13 protein-coding genes are annotated in these 15,641 nt (G+C 58.0%); 9 read left to right on the forward strand and 4 right to left on the reverse strand.

The window, feature by feature from the left end:
- Window positions 1-5: 5 nt before the first annotated feature.
- Genes cheY1 through ASF29_RS11965 form a run of 3 tightly spaced genes read right to left on the reverse strand, consistent with a single transcriptional unit; the run spans window position 6 to window position 2,262 of the window.
- Window positions 6-371, reverse strand: coding sequence for a chemotaxis response regulator CheY1 (gene cheY1 / locus ASF29_RS11955; RefSeq protein WP_062450900.1), 366 nt, complete (start codon window positions 369-371; stop codon window positions 6-8).
- Complete coding sequence (locus ASF29_RS11960; protein WP_062450901.1) at window positions 368-667, reverse strand: STAS domain-containing protein; 300 nt, start codon at window positions 665-667, stop codon at window positions 368-370. Before ASF29_RS11960 ends, cheY1 begins: the two co-directional genes overlap by 4 nt.
- Window positions 667-2,262, reverse strand: coding sequence for a methyl-accepting chemotaxis protein (locus ASF29_RS11965; RefSeq protein WP_244473540.1), 1,596 nt, complete (start codon window positions 2,260-2,262; stop codon window positions 667-669). The genes ASF29_RS11960 and ASF29_RS11965 overlap by 1 nt, the downstream gene beginning before the upstream one ends.
- A 508-nt stretch (window positions 2,263-2,770) precedes the next feature.
- Here ASF29_RS11965 and ASF29_RS11970 point away from each other — a divergent pair.
- The 8 genes from ASF29_RS11970 to ASF29_RS12005 all read left to right on the forward strand — a co-directional run bounded on the left by ASF29_RS11970 (window position 2,771) and on the right by ASF29_RS12005 (window position 11,354).
- Window positions 2,771-3,154 (forward strand): hypothetical protein, encoded by a 384-nt coding sequence (locus ASF29_RS11970; protein ID WP_156462640.1) that lies wholly within the window; start codon window positions 2,771-2,773, stop codon window positions 3,152-3,154.
- A 99-nt stretch (window positions 3,155-3,253) separates the two neighbouring features.
- Window positions 3,254-6,172, forward strand: coding sequence for a monovalent cation/H+ antiporter subunit A (locus ASF29_RS11975; RefSeq protein ID WP_062450903.1), 2,919 nt, complete (start codon window positions 3,254-3,256; stop codon window positions 6,170-6,172).
- Window positions 6,172-6,507 (forward strand): Na+/H+ antiporter subunit C, encoded by a 336-nt coding sequence (locus tag ASF29_RS11980; protein ID WP_062450904.1) that lies wholly within the window; start codon window positions 6,172-6,174, stop codon window positions 6,505-6,507. The genes ASF29_RS11975 and ASF29_RS11980 overlap by 1 nt, the downstream gene beginning before the upstream one ends.
- Complete coding sequence (locus ASF29_RS11985) at window positions 6,504-8,150, forward strand: monovalent cation/H+ antiporter subunit D (RefSeq protein WP_062450905.1); 1,647 nt, start codon at window positions 6,504-6,506, stop codon at window positions 8,148-8,150. The genes ASF29_RS11980 and ASF29_RS11985 overlap by 4 nt, the downstream gene beginning before the upstream one ends.
- Window positions 8,147-8,635 carry a Na+/H+ antiporter subunit E gene (locus tag ASF29_RS11990; protein ID WP_062450906.1) on the forward strand — a complete coding sequence of 163 codons (489 nt, stop codon included), beginning with the start codon at window positions 8,147-8,149 and terminating at the stop codon, window positions 8,633-8,635. The genes ASF29_RS11985 and ASF29_RS11990 overlap by 4 nt, the downstream gene beginning before the upstream one ends.
- Complete coding sequence (locus ASF29_RS11995; protein ID WP_062450907.1) at window positions 8,632-8,913, forward strand: K+/H+ antiporter subunit F; 282 nt, start codon at window positions 8,632-8,634, stop codon at window positions 8,911-8,913. The genes ASF29_RS11990 and ASF29_RS11995 overlap by 4 nt, the downstream gene beginning before the upstream one ends.
- Window positions 8,910-9,254, forward strand: a complete 345-nt coding sequence (mnhG, locus tag ASF29_RS12000; RefSeq protein ID WP_062450908.1) for a monovalent cation/H(+) antiporter subunit G — start codon at window positions 8,910-8,912, stop codon at window positions 9,252-9,254. The genes ASF29_RS11995 and mnhG overlap by 4 nt, the downstream gene beginning before the upstream one ends.
- A gap of 255 nt (window positions 9,255-9,509) precedes the next feature.
- The gene (locus ASF29_RS12005; protein WP_062450909.1) at window positions 9,510-11,354 is read left to right on the forward strand and encodes a methyl-accepting chemotaxis protein; all 1,845 of its coding nucleotides are present in this window, start codon (window positions 9,510-9,512) and stop codon (window positions 11,352-11,354) included.
- Between the two features lie 63 nt (window positions 11,355-11,417).
- Here the strand turns inward: ASF29_RS12005 and ASF29_RS12010 are convergent, their stop codons facing one another.
- The gene (locus tag ASF29_RS12010) at window positions 11,418-14,939 is read right to left on the reverse strand and encodes a PAS domain-containing hybrid sensor histidine kinase/response regulator (protein ID WP_062450910.1); all 3,522 of its coding nucleotides are present in this window, start codon (window positions 14,937-14,939) and stop codon (window positions 11,418-11,420) included.
- Between the two features lie 205 nt (window positions 14,940-15,144).
- Between ASF29_RS12010 and mscL the strand changes: the two genes are divergently transcribed.
- Complete coding sequence (gene mscL / locus ASF29_RS12015; protein ID WP_062450911.1) at window positions 15,145-15,573, forward strand: large conductance mechanosensitive channel protein MscL; 429 nt, start codon at window positions 15,145-15,147, stop codon at window positions 15,571-15,573.
- The last annotated feature ends 68 nt before the right edge of the window (window positions 15,574-15,641 follow it).

The following is a 15,641-nucleotide window of genomic DNA, read 5'->3' on the forward strand; positions in this document are numbered from 1 at the left end:
CCGTATCAGGCAGTTACGCGTTCAATGGCATCGATCAGCTTTGCAGGGTCGAACGGCTTGACGATCCAGCCGGTCGCGCCTGCCTGGCGGGCACGATTTTTCTTCTCTGCATCGCTTTCGGTGGTCAGCACGAGAATGGGAACCGCACGATATTTCTCGTTGCGGCGGACGCCTTCGATGAAGCCGAAGCCATCGAGACGCGGCATGTTGATATCCGTGACGATGACGTCTGGATCACAGCCTTCGAGGACTTCCAGTCCCTCGATGCCGTCTTCTGCCTGGATCGTTTCGAAACCGGCATTGTTCAGCGTCAACAGCAACATGTTACGGATCGTTCTGGAGTCGTCGACGGTCAGAACCTTCTTCTTCATTTCTGTATCTCCTTCGGGAGCAGATGATCGATGTCAACGCCGATCAGTTTAAGGGTTTTGTCAAAAGCGTCGGATGCCTTGGAGAAGGAGAAGGATTTGCCATCCGCTTCCCAGGCTTTGATACCGGCCATCAAGACCTGGGCGCATTGCACGCCCACGCGCTCGACCTCGGAGGCATCCACCGCAAGCGGGGCACCCCTCATTTCCATCAGTTTTCCGTGCAAGACGGATGCCTGATTGAGGTCCAGCACCGGTGACAGTTTCAATGTCGACTGCGCTGCTTTCCTGCCTGCCATCAAATCACTCCTTGGCGTCTGAATTGTTGGTGCACGTAGCCGTAATCCATGGGCTCTTCACGCATGGCTGCCACGTTGTCCTGTTGATGTCTCGTAGCCGGCTGTGCGCCTGCGTTCATCTGGCGGGCGATGCGGAATTCCCGCACGGTCCGGCCCAGTTCGAGAATAACCGTGTGTAGGTCGTCGGCCTCCTGCGAGGCAGTCGTCAGGCGGTTTGCGGAGCGTTCCGTTTCCGCACCGATGGAGCCCAGCTCCACCGCAACGCCCTGAAGGCTGGTCACGTTTTCGCCGGTGCGGCGGGCAACATCGCCGATCATGTCGCTGACGCCGGAGACCTGACGGACAACGCCGCCAATGGCTTCCTGCGTGCGGTTGACCATGCGAACGCCCTCATCCACCTGGGTCTTGGTGCCGTTGACGAGGTTCTTGATCTCTCTTGCTGCATCGGCAGAACGTTGCGCAAGCGCGCGGACTTCCTGAGCCACGACGGCAAAGCCGCGACCGCTTTCGCCTGCGCGGGCTGCCTCGATGCCCGCATTGAGCGCCAAGAGGTTGGTCTGGAAGGCGATTTCATCGATGGAGCCGATGATGCGCCCGATCTGTTCGGCAGACTGCTCGATACCGGCCATGGCGCTGATCGCTTCGCCGACGGCAGTGCCGCTATCGGTGGCGGCAGTGCGGGCCTGCTTCATGGCGGTTTCGGCTGCGTGGATGCGTTCGCTGCTGGCGCGAACCTCGCCGATGACGGCACCGAGCGTTTCCGATGCGCCATTGAATTTCTGTGCCTGCTGCGACGACGACGACGCCATGCTGCGGCCTTCGTTTGCCATACGCTCGGCTGCGGTCTGTGCATCGCGCACGCCCGCCTGGGCCGATGCCATCGATGCCTCGATCTTTTCCAGCGCGCCATTGAAAGCTTCGGCCAGATCGCGATAGGCCTCGGGAATATCGCCTTTGATACGTGCGGTAAGGTCGCCTGCGGCAAAGGCATTCAGGGCATCGCCCAGCAGACGCTTGGCGTCTGCCTGATCGTCCTCGCGCTGCTTTGCCAGTTCCTGCGTGTGGCGAATGCGCAATTCGTTGAAACGCAATGACACCGCAATCTCGGTATCGACCATCACCAGACGCACAACGGCTTTGACGGCCTCGGCCAATTCGCGCTGACGCTTGCGATTGCCGGGCAGAAACGTGCGTGGCGCGTGATCGGCAATCAGGCCGTCCAGAAGATTTTCCAGAACCACCGCATGTCCGGCTACGTGCCAGCGCGGGTCAAGACCCATGCGGCTTTCGGTGTCGGACAGAACCTTGATGCGCTCCGCATAGACCGCATCGAACCGGGCATCCGTCAGCACGCTCCAATGCGCGGTCTGCAGATCATGGAGACGGTCAAGCTGGTTTTCACTCTCGAACGATGGCGAACAGTCCGGCATGGACTGGAAGCGCACCATCAGGTCGCGCAGGCCCGCCTTGACGTGGGGCTCCAGCATGGTGCGGTAACGGCGCAGCAGATCGCACTGGTCTTGGGTAAGACCGGCAAAACGCAACCGGCCTGCCAGGCTGCCGCCTGTGGCCTTTCGCGTTTGATCTGTTGGCAATTCCTGCCCCAAGCGACGTCCCCAAAAAACTTCGCCGGATTAAACCGGCCGATGACCGATTGAGAATGCCAGTATCCGGTGGGGATATGTTCACGGTGATGCGCATCCTAAGCGGATGCCACACTGACGCTGCTGAGCCTTCTGCAATCAAAGATAATACCGGATCAGTCCCGGTACGGCAGGGCGGCGTCATGCCTGGAAGAAGATTGAGTAAAATCCTCGTTCCGCCGTGAAATACGTCCAATCTTTATGGTTAATTCCTTGCTTGAAAGTTAATAAAGCTCGGTTTCACCTACGAATGCTAAAATTTGTTATGCAATTTACCTTTCGTAACGTCTAGCACGCGGAAGCTTCGTTCAGGAATCGGCTTTTTTGGAAAAGATTTCTTATTTTTAGCCCTCCCGCGCTGGACAATGGCAACACCGTTCCCCTAAAACAAAATCACACGATATCCGCTTCCATGGTGATGTTTCAACGAAACGCTGACGACGACTAAGGAGACACGATTTTGCCATGGATGGGGAAAGGCCGTAGCGCCCCGCGTCACTCCACAAGGCTGATCGACGTCTTCGTCGCGGGCATGCTCGTTTTCATGGGAATTCAGGCCGCTGCCAATGCGACCCCGGTTCTCAAGCCCCACCGCCTCGAACGCACGCACCTGCCCCAGCACGTCACGCCGTCGGATGCGCGCTCCGCCGGACCGGACGCGATGTGCGATCTTTGCCGCGCCACACTCGATCACGGTTTTGTTGGTGGAATTTTATCGGGTTACGGGCTGGTAACGGACTATACGAAAGCCCAAATCGGCTTTGATGACCTGCGGACCGATCCGCAAGGTTTTCGTCTCGCCGGACTGGTCTCGCCCCGTGGTCCACCGAATTCAACCCAATAGCCGTCGCGGCCAATTTTTCCGCTCCTAAGTGGCGGGTCTGGCGAAGCTGACGGACACACCGACCGCCAAATCGCAACGCCAGAGAAATTGCCTGTTTTTATGAGACTTGAAGTCCTTCTTCCCATTTTGATTGCCCTGCCCTTCATCGGCAGCATCATTACCGCCATGATGCCGCGCGACGGGGCCGCCCGCGCGCCAGCCTCGGTTGCCGGTGGCATTGCGCTTTTCGCGCTGCTTGCCACCATCTTTCTCTACAGCAGCGTCAAGGGTGGCGCGGTCATAAAATACGACGTGGAATGGCTGCCGCAGCTCGGCCTCAACTTCACGCTGCGGCTGGATGCCTTTGCCTGGATGTTCCTCATCCTCATCACGGGCATCGGCCTCCTTGTTGTACTTTACGCCCGCTATTACATGTCGGCGGAAGACCCCATTCCCCGCTTCTTCGCGTTTCTCTTGTCCTTCATGGGCTCGATGATGGGCATCGTCCTGTCCGGCAATGTCATTCTGCTATCGATCTTCTGGGAACTGACAAGCGTCTTCTCCTTCCTGCTGATCGGATACTGGCACCACAATGCCACTGCCCGCGATGGCGCACGCATGGCGCTGACGGTGACGGGTATCGGCGGTTTCTGCCTCCTTGCCGGATTGTTGATCCTCGGCCATATGGCAGGTAGCTACGATCTGGACGACATTATTGCCAAGGCTGCGGATATCAGGGCTCATTCGCTCTACGTTCCGGCCCTCGTCCTCATCCTTATCGGCGCGCTCACCAAAAGTGCGCAGTTCCCATTCCATTTCTGGCTTCCCAATGCCATGGCGGCACCGACACCGGTTTCGGCTTATCTCCATTCCGCCACCATGGTGAAGGCGGGCGTGTTTCTGCTGGCACGGCTCTGGCCGGTTCTCGCGGGAACGCCAGAATGGTTCTGGTTGCTAGGATTTTGTGGTATCACGACGCTTCTGCTCGGCGCCTATTTCGCCATGTTCCAGCAGGATCTCAAGGGTCTCCTGGCCTACTCCACCATCAGCCACCTCGGCCTCATCACCACACTTTTGAGCCTTGGAAGCCCCCTTGCTGCGGTCGCAGCCATCTTCCACATGATGAACCATGCCACCTTCAAGGCATCGCTCTTCATGGCAGCGGGGATTATCGACCATGAAACTGGCACGCGCGACATGCGGCGTTTGAGTGGCCTTTATCGCTTTCTGCCCGCCACCGCCACGCTGGCCATGGCGGCGAGTGCAGCCATGGCCGGGGTGCCGCTGTTCAATGGCTTCCTGTCGAAAGAAATGTTCTTCGCCGAATCCGTCGAAACCCACGCGGATTCGCTGCTGGACAAAGCATTGCCCTATGTCGCAACGCTATCAGGGGCTTTCGCGGTCGCCTATTCATTGCGCTTCATTCACACCGTCTTCTTCGGCCCGCCTCCGCACGATATTCCCAACCCCAAGCCGCACGAGCCACCGCGCTGGATGCGCTTCCCGATCGAGTTTCTCGTTCTTGCCTGCCTGATCGTCGGCATCGTGCCAAGCCTGTCCATCGGCCCGTTCCTGCATTCGGCGGTGCTGTCGGTACTGGGTCCGCAGACGCCGGTTTATAGCCTGTCGATCTGGCATGGATTCAACCTGCCCCTGATGATGAGCCTTGTGGCGCTGATCGGTGGCGTTGCGATCTATGCCGCGCTCGGCGGGTATTTCTCGCGTTGCGAAGATGGTCCACCGGTGTTTCGCCATCTGCGCGGTCAGCGCATCTTCGAACGCATCATCGTGACCGTATCCTGGAAATGGGCGCGCTGGCTGGAAAGCACACTCGGCACGCGCCGTCTTCAGCCGCAATTGCGCATGCTGATTCTGGTGGCGCTGATTGCGGGCTTTTCGCCGCTGGCGTCATCGCAATTTTCCCTGACCCTGCCCAGCGTCACGACCTTCGATCCGATTTTCGCTATCCTCTGGGGTATCGGCATGATCGCCGCCATGGGCGCAGCCTGGCAGGCCAAATATCACAGGCTGGCGGCTCTCGTCATGCTCGGAGTCGCGGGTCTCGTCACCTGCCTTACTTTCGTATGGCTGTCGGCGCCGGATCTGGCCATCACACAGTTGCTGGTCGAAATCGTCACCATGGTTCTCATTCTCCTGGGTTTGCGTTGGCTGCCCAAGCGCATGGTGAAAGTGGACAACAACAACGAGTTGCCCTCGCAGCTTCGTCGTGGACGCGATTTCCTGCTCGCGGTCGCATGCGGCATCGGCATGAGCGTCATCGCCTTTGCCGTCATGACACTGCCTGTGCCCAACACGATCGCCAACTACTTCCTTGAAAAAGCCTATTTGGAAGGCGGCGGCACCAATGTCGTCAATGTCATTCTGGTGGATTTCCGCGGCTTCGATACGATGGGTGAAATCGCGGTTCTGGCCATCGTCGGCCTTACCGTTTTTGCGCTTCTGCGCCGTTTCCGACCGGCGCAGGAAAGCATCGGCCTGCCTGAACAGCAGTTGATCCAGAATGCGTTCGATGCGGAAAATCCCGATCGAAGCAAGGGCGACACGGTGCGCGACTACCTTCTGGTGCCGTCCGTCATCATGCAGTGGATGTTCCCGGTCATCGTCACCTTCTCGTTCTTCCTGTTCATTCGTGGACATGACCTTCCCGGCGGCGGATTCTCAGCCGGGATTACGCTGGCAATCGCCTTCCTGCTGCAATATCTGGCAGGGGGTACCCGCTGGGCTGAGGATCGAATTCGTATTCTGCCGCTGCGCTGGATGGGTTTTGGCCTGCTGATGGCGGCATCAACTGGCATGGGGTCTTGGTTCCTGGGTTACCCGTTCCTGACATCCTATTTCCAGTACACGGAGATCCCGTACATCGGCAAAATGCCAACTGCGACGGCGCTGCTTTTCGATCTTGGCGTTTTCTCGCTGGTCGTCGGCGCAACCGTTCTTATTCTGATAGCATTGGCGCACCAATCGCTGCGTAATTACAAGGTACGTACGCCCGACGCCGCAAAAGCGGAGGAGGCGTAATGGAACTCATTCTTGCCATTGGCATCGGCGTCATGACGGGATCGGGTGTCTGGCTCATCCTGCGTCCGCGCACCTATCAGGTCATCATCGGCCTTTCGCTGCTGTCCTACGCCGTCAACCTCTTCATCTTCGGCGTCGGCGGCATCAAGACCAATGCGCCGCCCCTGCTTCTGGATGGCGTCATTACCTCCACGCTGACCGACCCCGTGCCACAGGCGCTGGTGCTGACGGCCATCGTCATCGGCTTTGCAACGACAGCACTCTTTCTCGTTGTGTTGCTTGCCGCCCGCGGCCTGACCGGTACCGACCATGTCGACGGGAGGGAAAACAAGTGAATTACTTCCCCGTCCACATCGTCATCGCGCCAGTCCTGGTGCCTCTGATTGCTGGCGCGATCCTGTTGTTCATCGACGAGCGCAAGCGCACCGCAAAAGCTCTTGTCAGCGTCCTTGCGACCTTCGTGTCTCTGGCCGTGGCCATCGGCCTGTTCATCGAGGTCAACTCCACGGTCAATACGGAAGTCGCAGCCGTCATTTCGACCGGCGTCTATCTGCTGGGCAACTGGCCAGCCCCCTTCGGCATCGTGCTCGTCGCCGACCGCCTGTCGGGGCTGATGGTTCTGCTTGTGGCCCTTCTGGCCATACCCTCGCTCATCTATTCACTGGCGAAATGGCACAAGGCGGGGGCGCATTTCCACTCACTGTTCCATTTGATGCTGATGGGTGTCAACGGCGCGTTTCTGACGGGCGACCTGTTCAACCTCTTCGTTTTCTTCGAGGTCATGCTTGCGGCATCCTACGGCCTTCTTCTGCACGGCTCGGGACAATTGCGAGTCAAGGCCGGACTGCACTACATCGCCATCAATCTGGTTGCGGCCCTGTTCTTTCTGATTGGTGTCAGCCTCATCTACGGGGTGACGGGAACGCTTAACATGGGCGATCTCGCCCAGCGCATTGCGGGCCTCAATCCTGATCAGCGCATGCTGCTGGAGACGGGTTCGGCCGTTCTCGGCATCGCCTTTCTGGTCAAGGCCGGCATGTGGCCGTTGAATTTCTGGCTACCATCGGCCTATAGCGCAGCCTCTGCGCCCGTTGCCGCCATCTTCGCCATTATGAGCAAGGTCGGCATATACGTTGTGGCCAGACTGTCCTTCCTGCTGTTCGGGGAAACGGCGGGCGCTTCCGCAGGCTTCGGCCATGATGCCCTTCTGGTCGGCGGCATCGCCACGATCGTTTTCGGCACCATCGGTGTGCTGGCGTCGCAGGCGCTGGGACGTCTTGCCGGGTTCTCCGTTCTGGTCTCGTCCGGCACGCTGCTGGCCGCCATGGGTACGGGCAATCCTACGGTCGCCGCAGGCGCACTCTATTATCTCGTTTCCTCGACCCTGACGATCAGCGCCTTCTTCCTGCTGATCGAACTCGTGGAACGCGGACAGGATGCGGGCGCCAACGTGCTTGCCGTTACCATGGAAGCCTATGGCGACGGGGATGAGGACGAGGTCGAAGACGAAGTCGGCGTGACGATGCCCGCCACGATGGCGGTACTGGGTGTGTGCTTTGCCGCCTGCGGTATTCTGCTGGCCGGGCTGCCGCCTCTGTCGGGCTTTATTGCCAAGTTCTCCATGCTGTCGGCTATTCTCAATCCATCCGGCTTGGGTGCGAACGATACGGTCTCGACGCTATCGTGGTGGCTGGTGTTCCTCATCGTCTTTTCCGGTCTGGCCTCGCTGATTTCCATGACCCGTGCTGGCATTCGTACTTTCTGGGGTTCTCTCGAAGGCACGGTGCCACGCGTTCTCGTCATCGAAATCGCGCCAATTTTGATGTTGTTGGGCATGACGCTTGCCATGACCATCGCCGCCGGCCCCATCATGCGTTACATGCAGGAAACGGCACGTATCGGCGGACTGCCACAGAGCTATATCCAGGGTGTCATGACCGCTCCACGCGCCGCAACCAATGCGGAGGCCGCGCCATGATCGGACGCATCCTACCCTACCCTCTGCTGACGATATCGCTTGCCATCTTCTGGATGACGATCAACAGCTTCTCGCCCGGCCATTTGCTGCTGGGAACAGTCGTTGCCATGATCGCCTCCTGGGCCATGGCGTCGCTGCGTCCGCCAAAACCGCGAATCCGCAACTGGCATCTGCTGGTCAAGCTGATCGCCATCGTGTTCTACGATATTATTCGCTCCAATATCGCCGTAGCGACCATCATCCTGTTCCGGCGCGAGCGCGACATCAATGCGGGCTTCATGACCGTGCCGCTGGATTTGCGTGACCCGATGGGGCTTGCGATCCTCGCCATCGTGCTGACGGCGACGCCGGGAAGCGCATGGCTGGAATATAACTCCTCGCAGGGCACCTTGCTCATCCATGTTCTGGACGAGGTCAGCGAGGCGCATTGGCGCAACATCATCAAAAACCGCTACGAAAAACTACTGATGGAGATATTCGAATGAGTTCGGTTATCCTTTTCTGGTCGTTTTCCATCGCCCAGTTCTTCCTTGCCATCGCCATGGCGCTCTCGGTCTATCGCATTGCCATCGGCCCGCGCGCGCAGGACCGGGTTCTGGGTGTCGATACGCTCTATGTGAACGCCATGCTGCTGGTGCTGACCTTCGGTCTGCGCACAGGCAACGACGTCTATTTCGCAGCGTCCCTGCTGATCGCGATACTGGGCTTTGTTTCAACCGTTGCGCTGTCAAAATTCATGATGCGCGGGGAGGTCATCGAATGAGCAACGCCGCCGAATTCCCCCTATGGGCCGCCATACTGGTCGCCTTCTTCGTGCTTCTCGGTTCGTCGCTTGCATTGATCGGCACCATTGGCTTTACCAAGCTGCAAAGCTTCTATCAGCGACTGCATGCGCCCACGCTCGGGACGAGCTGGGGCACCGGTGGCATCGTGATTGCATCGATCATTTATTTCTCGGTTTCAGGTGAACGTCGGATTTTCCATGAGATTTTTATCGGCATTTTCATGACGATCACGACACCCGTATCATTGATGCTGCTGGGTCGAGCCGCACTTTACAGAGACCGTGCCGAGCAAAACCCCAACAGTCGGCAGAGCCTGTGATACTTGCGGCTGCAAAAACACGGCAGCTCTACTTTGCCGGACGTTTTTTCTTCCAAACTGACTGGCTGTAATACAGGTTTTATTTTGCCAGGCAGGGACCAAATTTGCAACAATAGCAATGATATACTATATTTGACGGACATCAAATATATGAGAAAGCTCAATATTATCGCGTATTTACAAGGCGCGCTTGTACTCTGAATATTAACATTTTTGCCTCAATGTGGCGAAATTCAGTTATTGTCGGGGTATGTAATGGCGAGTTTCTTTTCCAGATCGATCGTAGTTCAGATGGTCTGTCTGACGATCGCACTCATTTTCATGGGCATCGTTGCCGTCGGTACGACAACCTATATGAGGTTGAAGGAAGACGTGATGGAAAGCGCGCTTCTCGATACGCGGCGTGCCGTCAGAAGCATGGCCATTCTTTATGAAATGAAGGTTGGTGGCGCACAGGTTGCCATCGAAAACGGCGAACTCAAGTCTGTGAGCAGACCAAGCGTTGGCACTCTGCTCGACTTCGATCTCGTGGACCGTACCGGCATCGCCAATGGCGGCGTCGCCACAGTGTTCCAGGCTCAGGGTTCCGATTTCCTGCGTATCTCCACCAACGTGAAGAACGAAAAAGGTGAACGCGCCGTCGGCACAAAGCTGGCGCTCGATAGCCCGGCCTATGCGAAGATCAGCAAAGGCGAAGCGTATTTCGGTCAGGCCCGCCTGTTCGGCACTGACTACATGACTGGTTATGTACCGGTTCTGTCGAAGTCCGGCGCTGCCGTCGGCATTCTCTTCGTGGGCGTTCCCATGACCGTCTATCAGGCTCATATCGATGGACTGCGCGATATTGTTCTCTGGTGCGGCTTCGGCGTCATGCTGGTCTTCGGCGCACTGGGATATTACGTCATCAACCGCGCCCTTCGTCCGCTCGGCGTCTTGACCAACGCAGTGAAGACGCTGTCTGAAGGCAAGCTCGACACCGAAATCCCCTATGTGCAGCGCAAGAACGAATTCGGCAACATTGCACGCGCCCTCGAAGTCTTCCGTGACAATGCGCACGAAAAGCTGGTCATCGAAGGACGCAGCGCGCAAGAGCGCGCCGAAGCCGAAGCGGAACGCGGTCGTAACGACGCCGAAAAGCGCGAAACCGACCGTCAGATCGACTTTGCCGTCAACCAGCTTGCAGGCGGTCTTGCCCGCCTTTCGCAGGGCGATCTGACGCAAACCATCGATACGCCGTTCTCGGGCCGTCTCGAACAGCTTCGCTCTGACTTCAACAACTCGCTGGCCAACCTCAAGGATGTTCTGGCACAGATCCGTGAGAGAACGCTGGTCATTCAGCATAACGGCATGGAAATGCGCGAATCCTCCAATGACCTTTCGCGTCGTACGGAATCGCAGGCTGCCTCTCTGGAACAGACTGCCGCTGCCGTCGAAGAGATCACCGTAACCGTTAAGTCGTCTGCGGAACGTGCCCGCGAAGCCAACCAGGCCGTTCGCGTCACGCAGAAAAGCGCCGACAGTTCCGGCACCGTCGTCAAGAACGCGGTCGATGCTATGGGTCGTATCGAGGACGCATCCAAGAAGATCGAGCAGATCATCGAAGTCATCGACGACATCGCTTTCCAGACCAACCTTCTGGCGCTCAATGCCGGTATCGAAGCTGCACGTGCAGGTGAGGCAGGCAAGGGCTTTGCCGTCGTGGCACAGGAAGTTCGCGAACTTGCACAGCGTTCGGCAGATGCCGCCCGCGAAATCAAGACGCTGATCAACCAGTCCACCAATGAAGTCGGCACCGGTGCGCTGCTGGTCCAGGAAGCCGGGCAGGTCCTGTCCGACATCAGCCAGCAGATCGTCATCGTCAGCAAGCACGTCGAAACCATCGCGACAGCAACGGCCGACCAGTCTTCCGCACTTCAGGAAGTCAACGGCTCCGTCAACCAGATGGACCAGATGACACAGCAAAACGCCGCCATGGCTGAAGAGTCCAGCGCTGCAACTCAAATGCTGTCGGAAGAAGTCGAAGCCCTGCTTGGTCTGGTTCAACGCTTCCAGATCGGCCAGCCACAGCAGCAGCGGGATCGATATAGCCGCGCTGCGTGAGGTAGTCGCTTCATTGAAACCTGCAAAAGGCCGTCTGACACCCGTCAGGCGGCCTTTTCTTATTCACTCCGCCGCTGCCCGGGTCATGCTGAAGACCTGATTGACATAGGCTCTGAGGGCTGCCGGTCGCACCGGCTTGTGCTGCACGGCAATGCCTTCCTTCTCTGCCTGAGCCCGAACCTCGGGTGTTCTGTCGGCTGTGATCAAAAGAGCGGGAATGTCTTTTCGATAAAGGTCTCTGAGGCGGCGCACGGTGTCCACGCCATTGCCATCGTCCAGATGGTAATCGGCAATAATGATGTCTGGCATGACGCCGGCCACTGCGTCTTCGCCTTCGATCATGGCCTGGATGGCCTCGAAGGAAGGTGCGGTGCCGACCTCGCAACCCCAGCCGGACATCAAAAGTGCCATCCCCTCTAGTATCTTCGGTTCATTATCGATGCACAGTACCCTGAAGCCATGCAGTTGCGGCGCAATTGTCTGCGGCACATCGCGGGCCAACACCTTTGCGGAGCGGGTCTGTGTGGTATCGCGCGGCAGATGAACGCGGAAGGAGGTTCCCCTGCCCTGAACCGATGACAAATGAACCGGATGGTGCAGAATGCGCGATAACCGGTCGACGATAGAGAGACCCAGCCCCAGACCTGAAGCGGTCTTTGCGCCTTCGTCCAACCGTGCGAATTCCTTGAAGATAGTGCGGAATTTGGACGATGGGATGCCGATGCCGGAATCGACCACCTGAATGACCGCTTCCTTGCCGCGACGCCTCACCCCAACGATAACCTTGCCGGAGACGGTATATTTGATGGCGTTGGAGACAAGGTTCTGGACGAGACGCCGCAACAGATTGACGTCGGACTTCACGGTGAGCGATGTCGGCATGACGACGAGTTCCAGATTTCGCTCACGCGCCATGGGCGCAAAATCCGTCTCGATGCGCTTGAACAGATCGTTGAGCGAAACGGATGCCATGCGCGGCTTCATGGAGCCGGTGTCCAGCCGGGAAATATCCAGCACCGCGCCGAGGATCGTCTCCACCGATTCCAGCGCCGAGTCGATGTTCTGGACAAGTGAGCCGTTTTCGGAAGCGCCAACCCGCTCTACCAGAGCGGACGAATAGAGCCGGGCAGCATTGAGCGGCTGGAGAATGTCGTGACCGGCAGCGGCGAAGAAGCGGGTCTTGCCGATATTGGCCTCATCGGCAGCCGCCCGTGCTTCGGCCAGTTCGTGGTTTACCCGCGTCAGCTCTCCGGTGCGCTCCTCCACGCGCTGCTCCAGCGTTTCATTGGCCTGCTTCAGCGCCTGGTCGCTCGCCACGCGCTGGGTGATGTCGGTGAAGGTGGCAACGATGCCCTTGTCCGGCATGGCGTTGGAACGGACCTCGATGATGCGCGCACCGCCCGCCAGCACCAGCGAAAACGGCATGTCCATCGTCAGGAAAAGATCGATCGTATGCTTCTGTTGACCGGCGGCAATATCGCCTCGCTCTTCCAGCATCGCGACGATTTCATTGAGCGGTTGCCCCACCCGGCCGAACTGCTCCGGCAGATCCAGTAGCGTCCGGAAACGGCGGTTCCAAATGGTCAGTTGCTGCGAAACATCGAAGACGGCAATACCCTGATCCATCTGCGCCAATGCCGTCTGCAACATGTCCTGATTATATTGCAGCGCCTCGCTTGCCTGATCCAGCAGCCAGACGGTATCAGCACTGGTATCTTCGGCCTTTTGCAAGATCAGCGACAGCACGAGCCGCGCCGATGACGACCCGATGGCGCTACCCAGCAATTGCTCTGAAAAATGGATGAGCGCCATATCTGCCGGCTGGTCGTCTTCCAGCTTGCGCCCGGCCGTCTTTTCGTAAGCGGAGAGCGATCGCAGCATACGCTCTTCCCCAAGATAGCGAGCAACCGCCGTTTTCAGATCGCCCACGCTAACGCGCGTTTTCCAGCCTCGGGTAGCGAATTGGGATTTCGAGTGGCGTTTGACAAAGATGCCGGACTGGATGCGCTCAACCGGGCGCGGATTGCGCGACAGCGAGCCCAGAACGAATGCCGCGCAATTGACGAGCAGGCTGAGCATAACCGCGTTGACCAGCGGATCGGCGCCCGGTCCGCTGAACAAAGTCGTGCCGGGCATGAGGAAGCTCAGAACCGTTGCTGCAATATGGGAGTTGTCCGGTCCTCCTAGACTGGGCAAAAACAGCAGGTAGCCCCAGACAAAGAAGCCCGAACTCAGGCCCGCAATCGCGCCGCGTGCATTGGCCCGCCGCCATACCAGCCCGCCAAGCAGTGAGGGAGCCATCTGTGCAATGGCTGCAAAGGCAAGCAAACCGATGGAGGCAAGGCCAGATGCGCTATCTGCCGCCCGATAATAGGCATATCCGAGCAGCAGAACGGCAAAGATTGCTGTTCGCCTGATGTTCAGCAGCGTCTTGGCGAAGTCATCGCGGTGCGAGGAGCGATTGAGCAGCTTCTGCCGCAGGAAAATCGGCATCAGAATGTCGTTTGAGACCATGATGGAAAGCGCCACGGAGGCGACGATGACCATGGCGGTGGCAGCGGAAAAGCCGCCAATGAAGGTAATGAGCGAAACCACCGGCATCTGGTTGATCAGGGGCAGTTGCAACACATAGAGGTCGGCATCGCCATTTGCTCCCAACGTCAACAGGCCGGCAATGGCAATCGGCAATACGAAGATATTGATGGCGATGAGGTAGAGCGGAAACAGCAGTCCCGCCATGCGCAATTCGTTTGGAGTACGGTTTTCGACCACGGTCACATGAAACTGGCGCGGCAGCAGGATGATTGCGAAGGCTGACAGCATCGTCAGCACGATCCAGCGGCTGATCGGCGTCTGATAAGACATGGCTTGCATGACCTGGCCGTTTTCTGACGCCAGTTGCCAAAGCTGCGATGGGCCGTCGAACAGAAAGAACACGACATAGACACCCGCTGTGCAGATGGCGATCAGCTTGACAACAGACTCCATGGAAATGGCGAGGATCAAACCGTCCTGATGTTCTGTCGCGTCGGTATGGCGTGTTCCGAAGATAACGGCGAAGCCTGCCATGACGACCGTCACCAGCAATGGCAGATCGAGGAAATAGAGGTTGCCGCTGCCGATTCCGTAATCGCGCGGGTCGACCATGGCGGCGACCGAGTTGGATACGGCCTTCAACTGCAATGCAATATAGGGAATAGCCCCCACCAGCGCGATGATCGACACCAATGTCGCGACCGTGGGGTTCTTGCCATAGCGGGCCGCGATGAAATCGGCCACCGAGGTCAGCTTCTCGGCCTTGGCCAGTTCCACGATGCGCCGCAGGATCGGCATGCCGAGCGTGAAGGCAAGGATGGGGCCGGTATAGATGCCGAGAAACTCGAGTCCTCTTTCGGAGGCCAGGCCGACGCCGCCGAAATAGGTCCAAGACGTGCAGTAGATGGCAAGGCTGAGCGCATAAACGACGGGCCTGCCCTTTTTCGAAGGAGGCTTGCCCCGGCTTTTGGCGTCACCATAACTCGCTACTGCAAAGAGCAGCAGAATATAGGCGAATGCCGATCCGAATATGATCCACCCCGGAAGCACCAGATTGCTCTCCCCCACCGTCCTTCGCTGAGCATAGGACAGTTCCGGTAAAATGAGAATTGGTCGCGCCTTGGCATAAAGTTTAAGACAAGGGAACTAACGCGCTTTTTGCTTCCTATATCTGCACATTCGAAAATTGAATGTTATGATAGGCCAGCCGTGCAACCGGCATCGGCAGAGAGGGCTCGAAAGAGGGACATCTGGAATGCTCAACGAATTTAAAACATTTATCGCCCGCGGCAATGTCATGGACTTGGCCGTAGGTGTCATCATCGGCGCGGCCTTCAGCAAGATCGTCGATTCGGTGGTCAAGGATCTGATCATGCCAATCGTCGGCGCCATCTTCGGCGGCTTCGATTTCGCCAACTACTTCCTGCCGCTCAGTTCGGCAGTCACGGCAACGTCGCTCGACGCCGCACGCGAACAGGGCGCAGTCTTTGCATACGGCAACTTCATCACTGTCGTCATCAACTTCCTTATTCTCGCCTGGATCATCTTCCTGATGGTCAAGGGGGTCAACAAGCTCCGCTCCTCTGTCGAACGCCAGAAGGTCGAGGAGAAGAAAGAGCCTGCTCCTCCACCAGAAGATGTGCGTCTTCTGACAGAAATCCGCGATCTGTTGAAAACCCGCTGATATCTATCGATAGCGGCTTGCCGATCCATCAGTAAAATCCGTGATTTCTTCACGGAATATCATGCAAG

It is taken from the genome of Rhizobium sp. Leaf262, assembly GCF_001422245.1.
Classification (GTDB): domain Bacteria; phylum Pseudomonadota; class Alphaproteobacteria; order Rhizobiales; family Rhizobiaceae; genus Agrobacterium.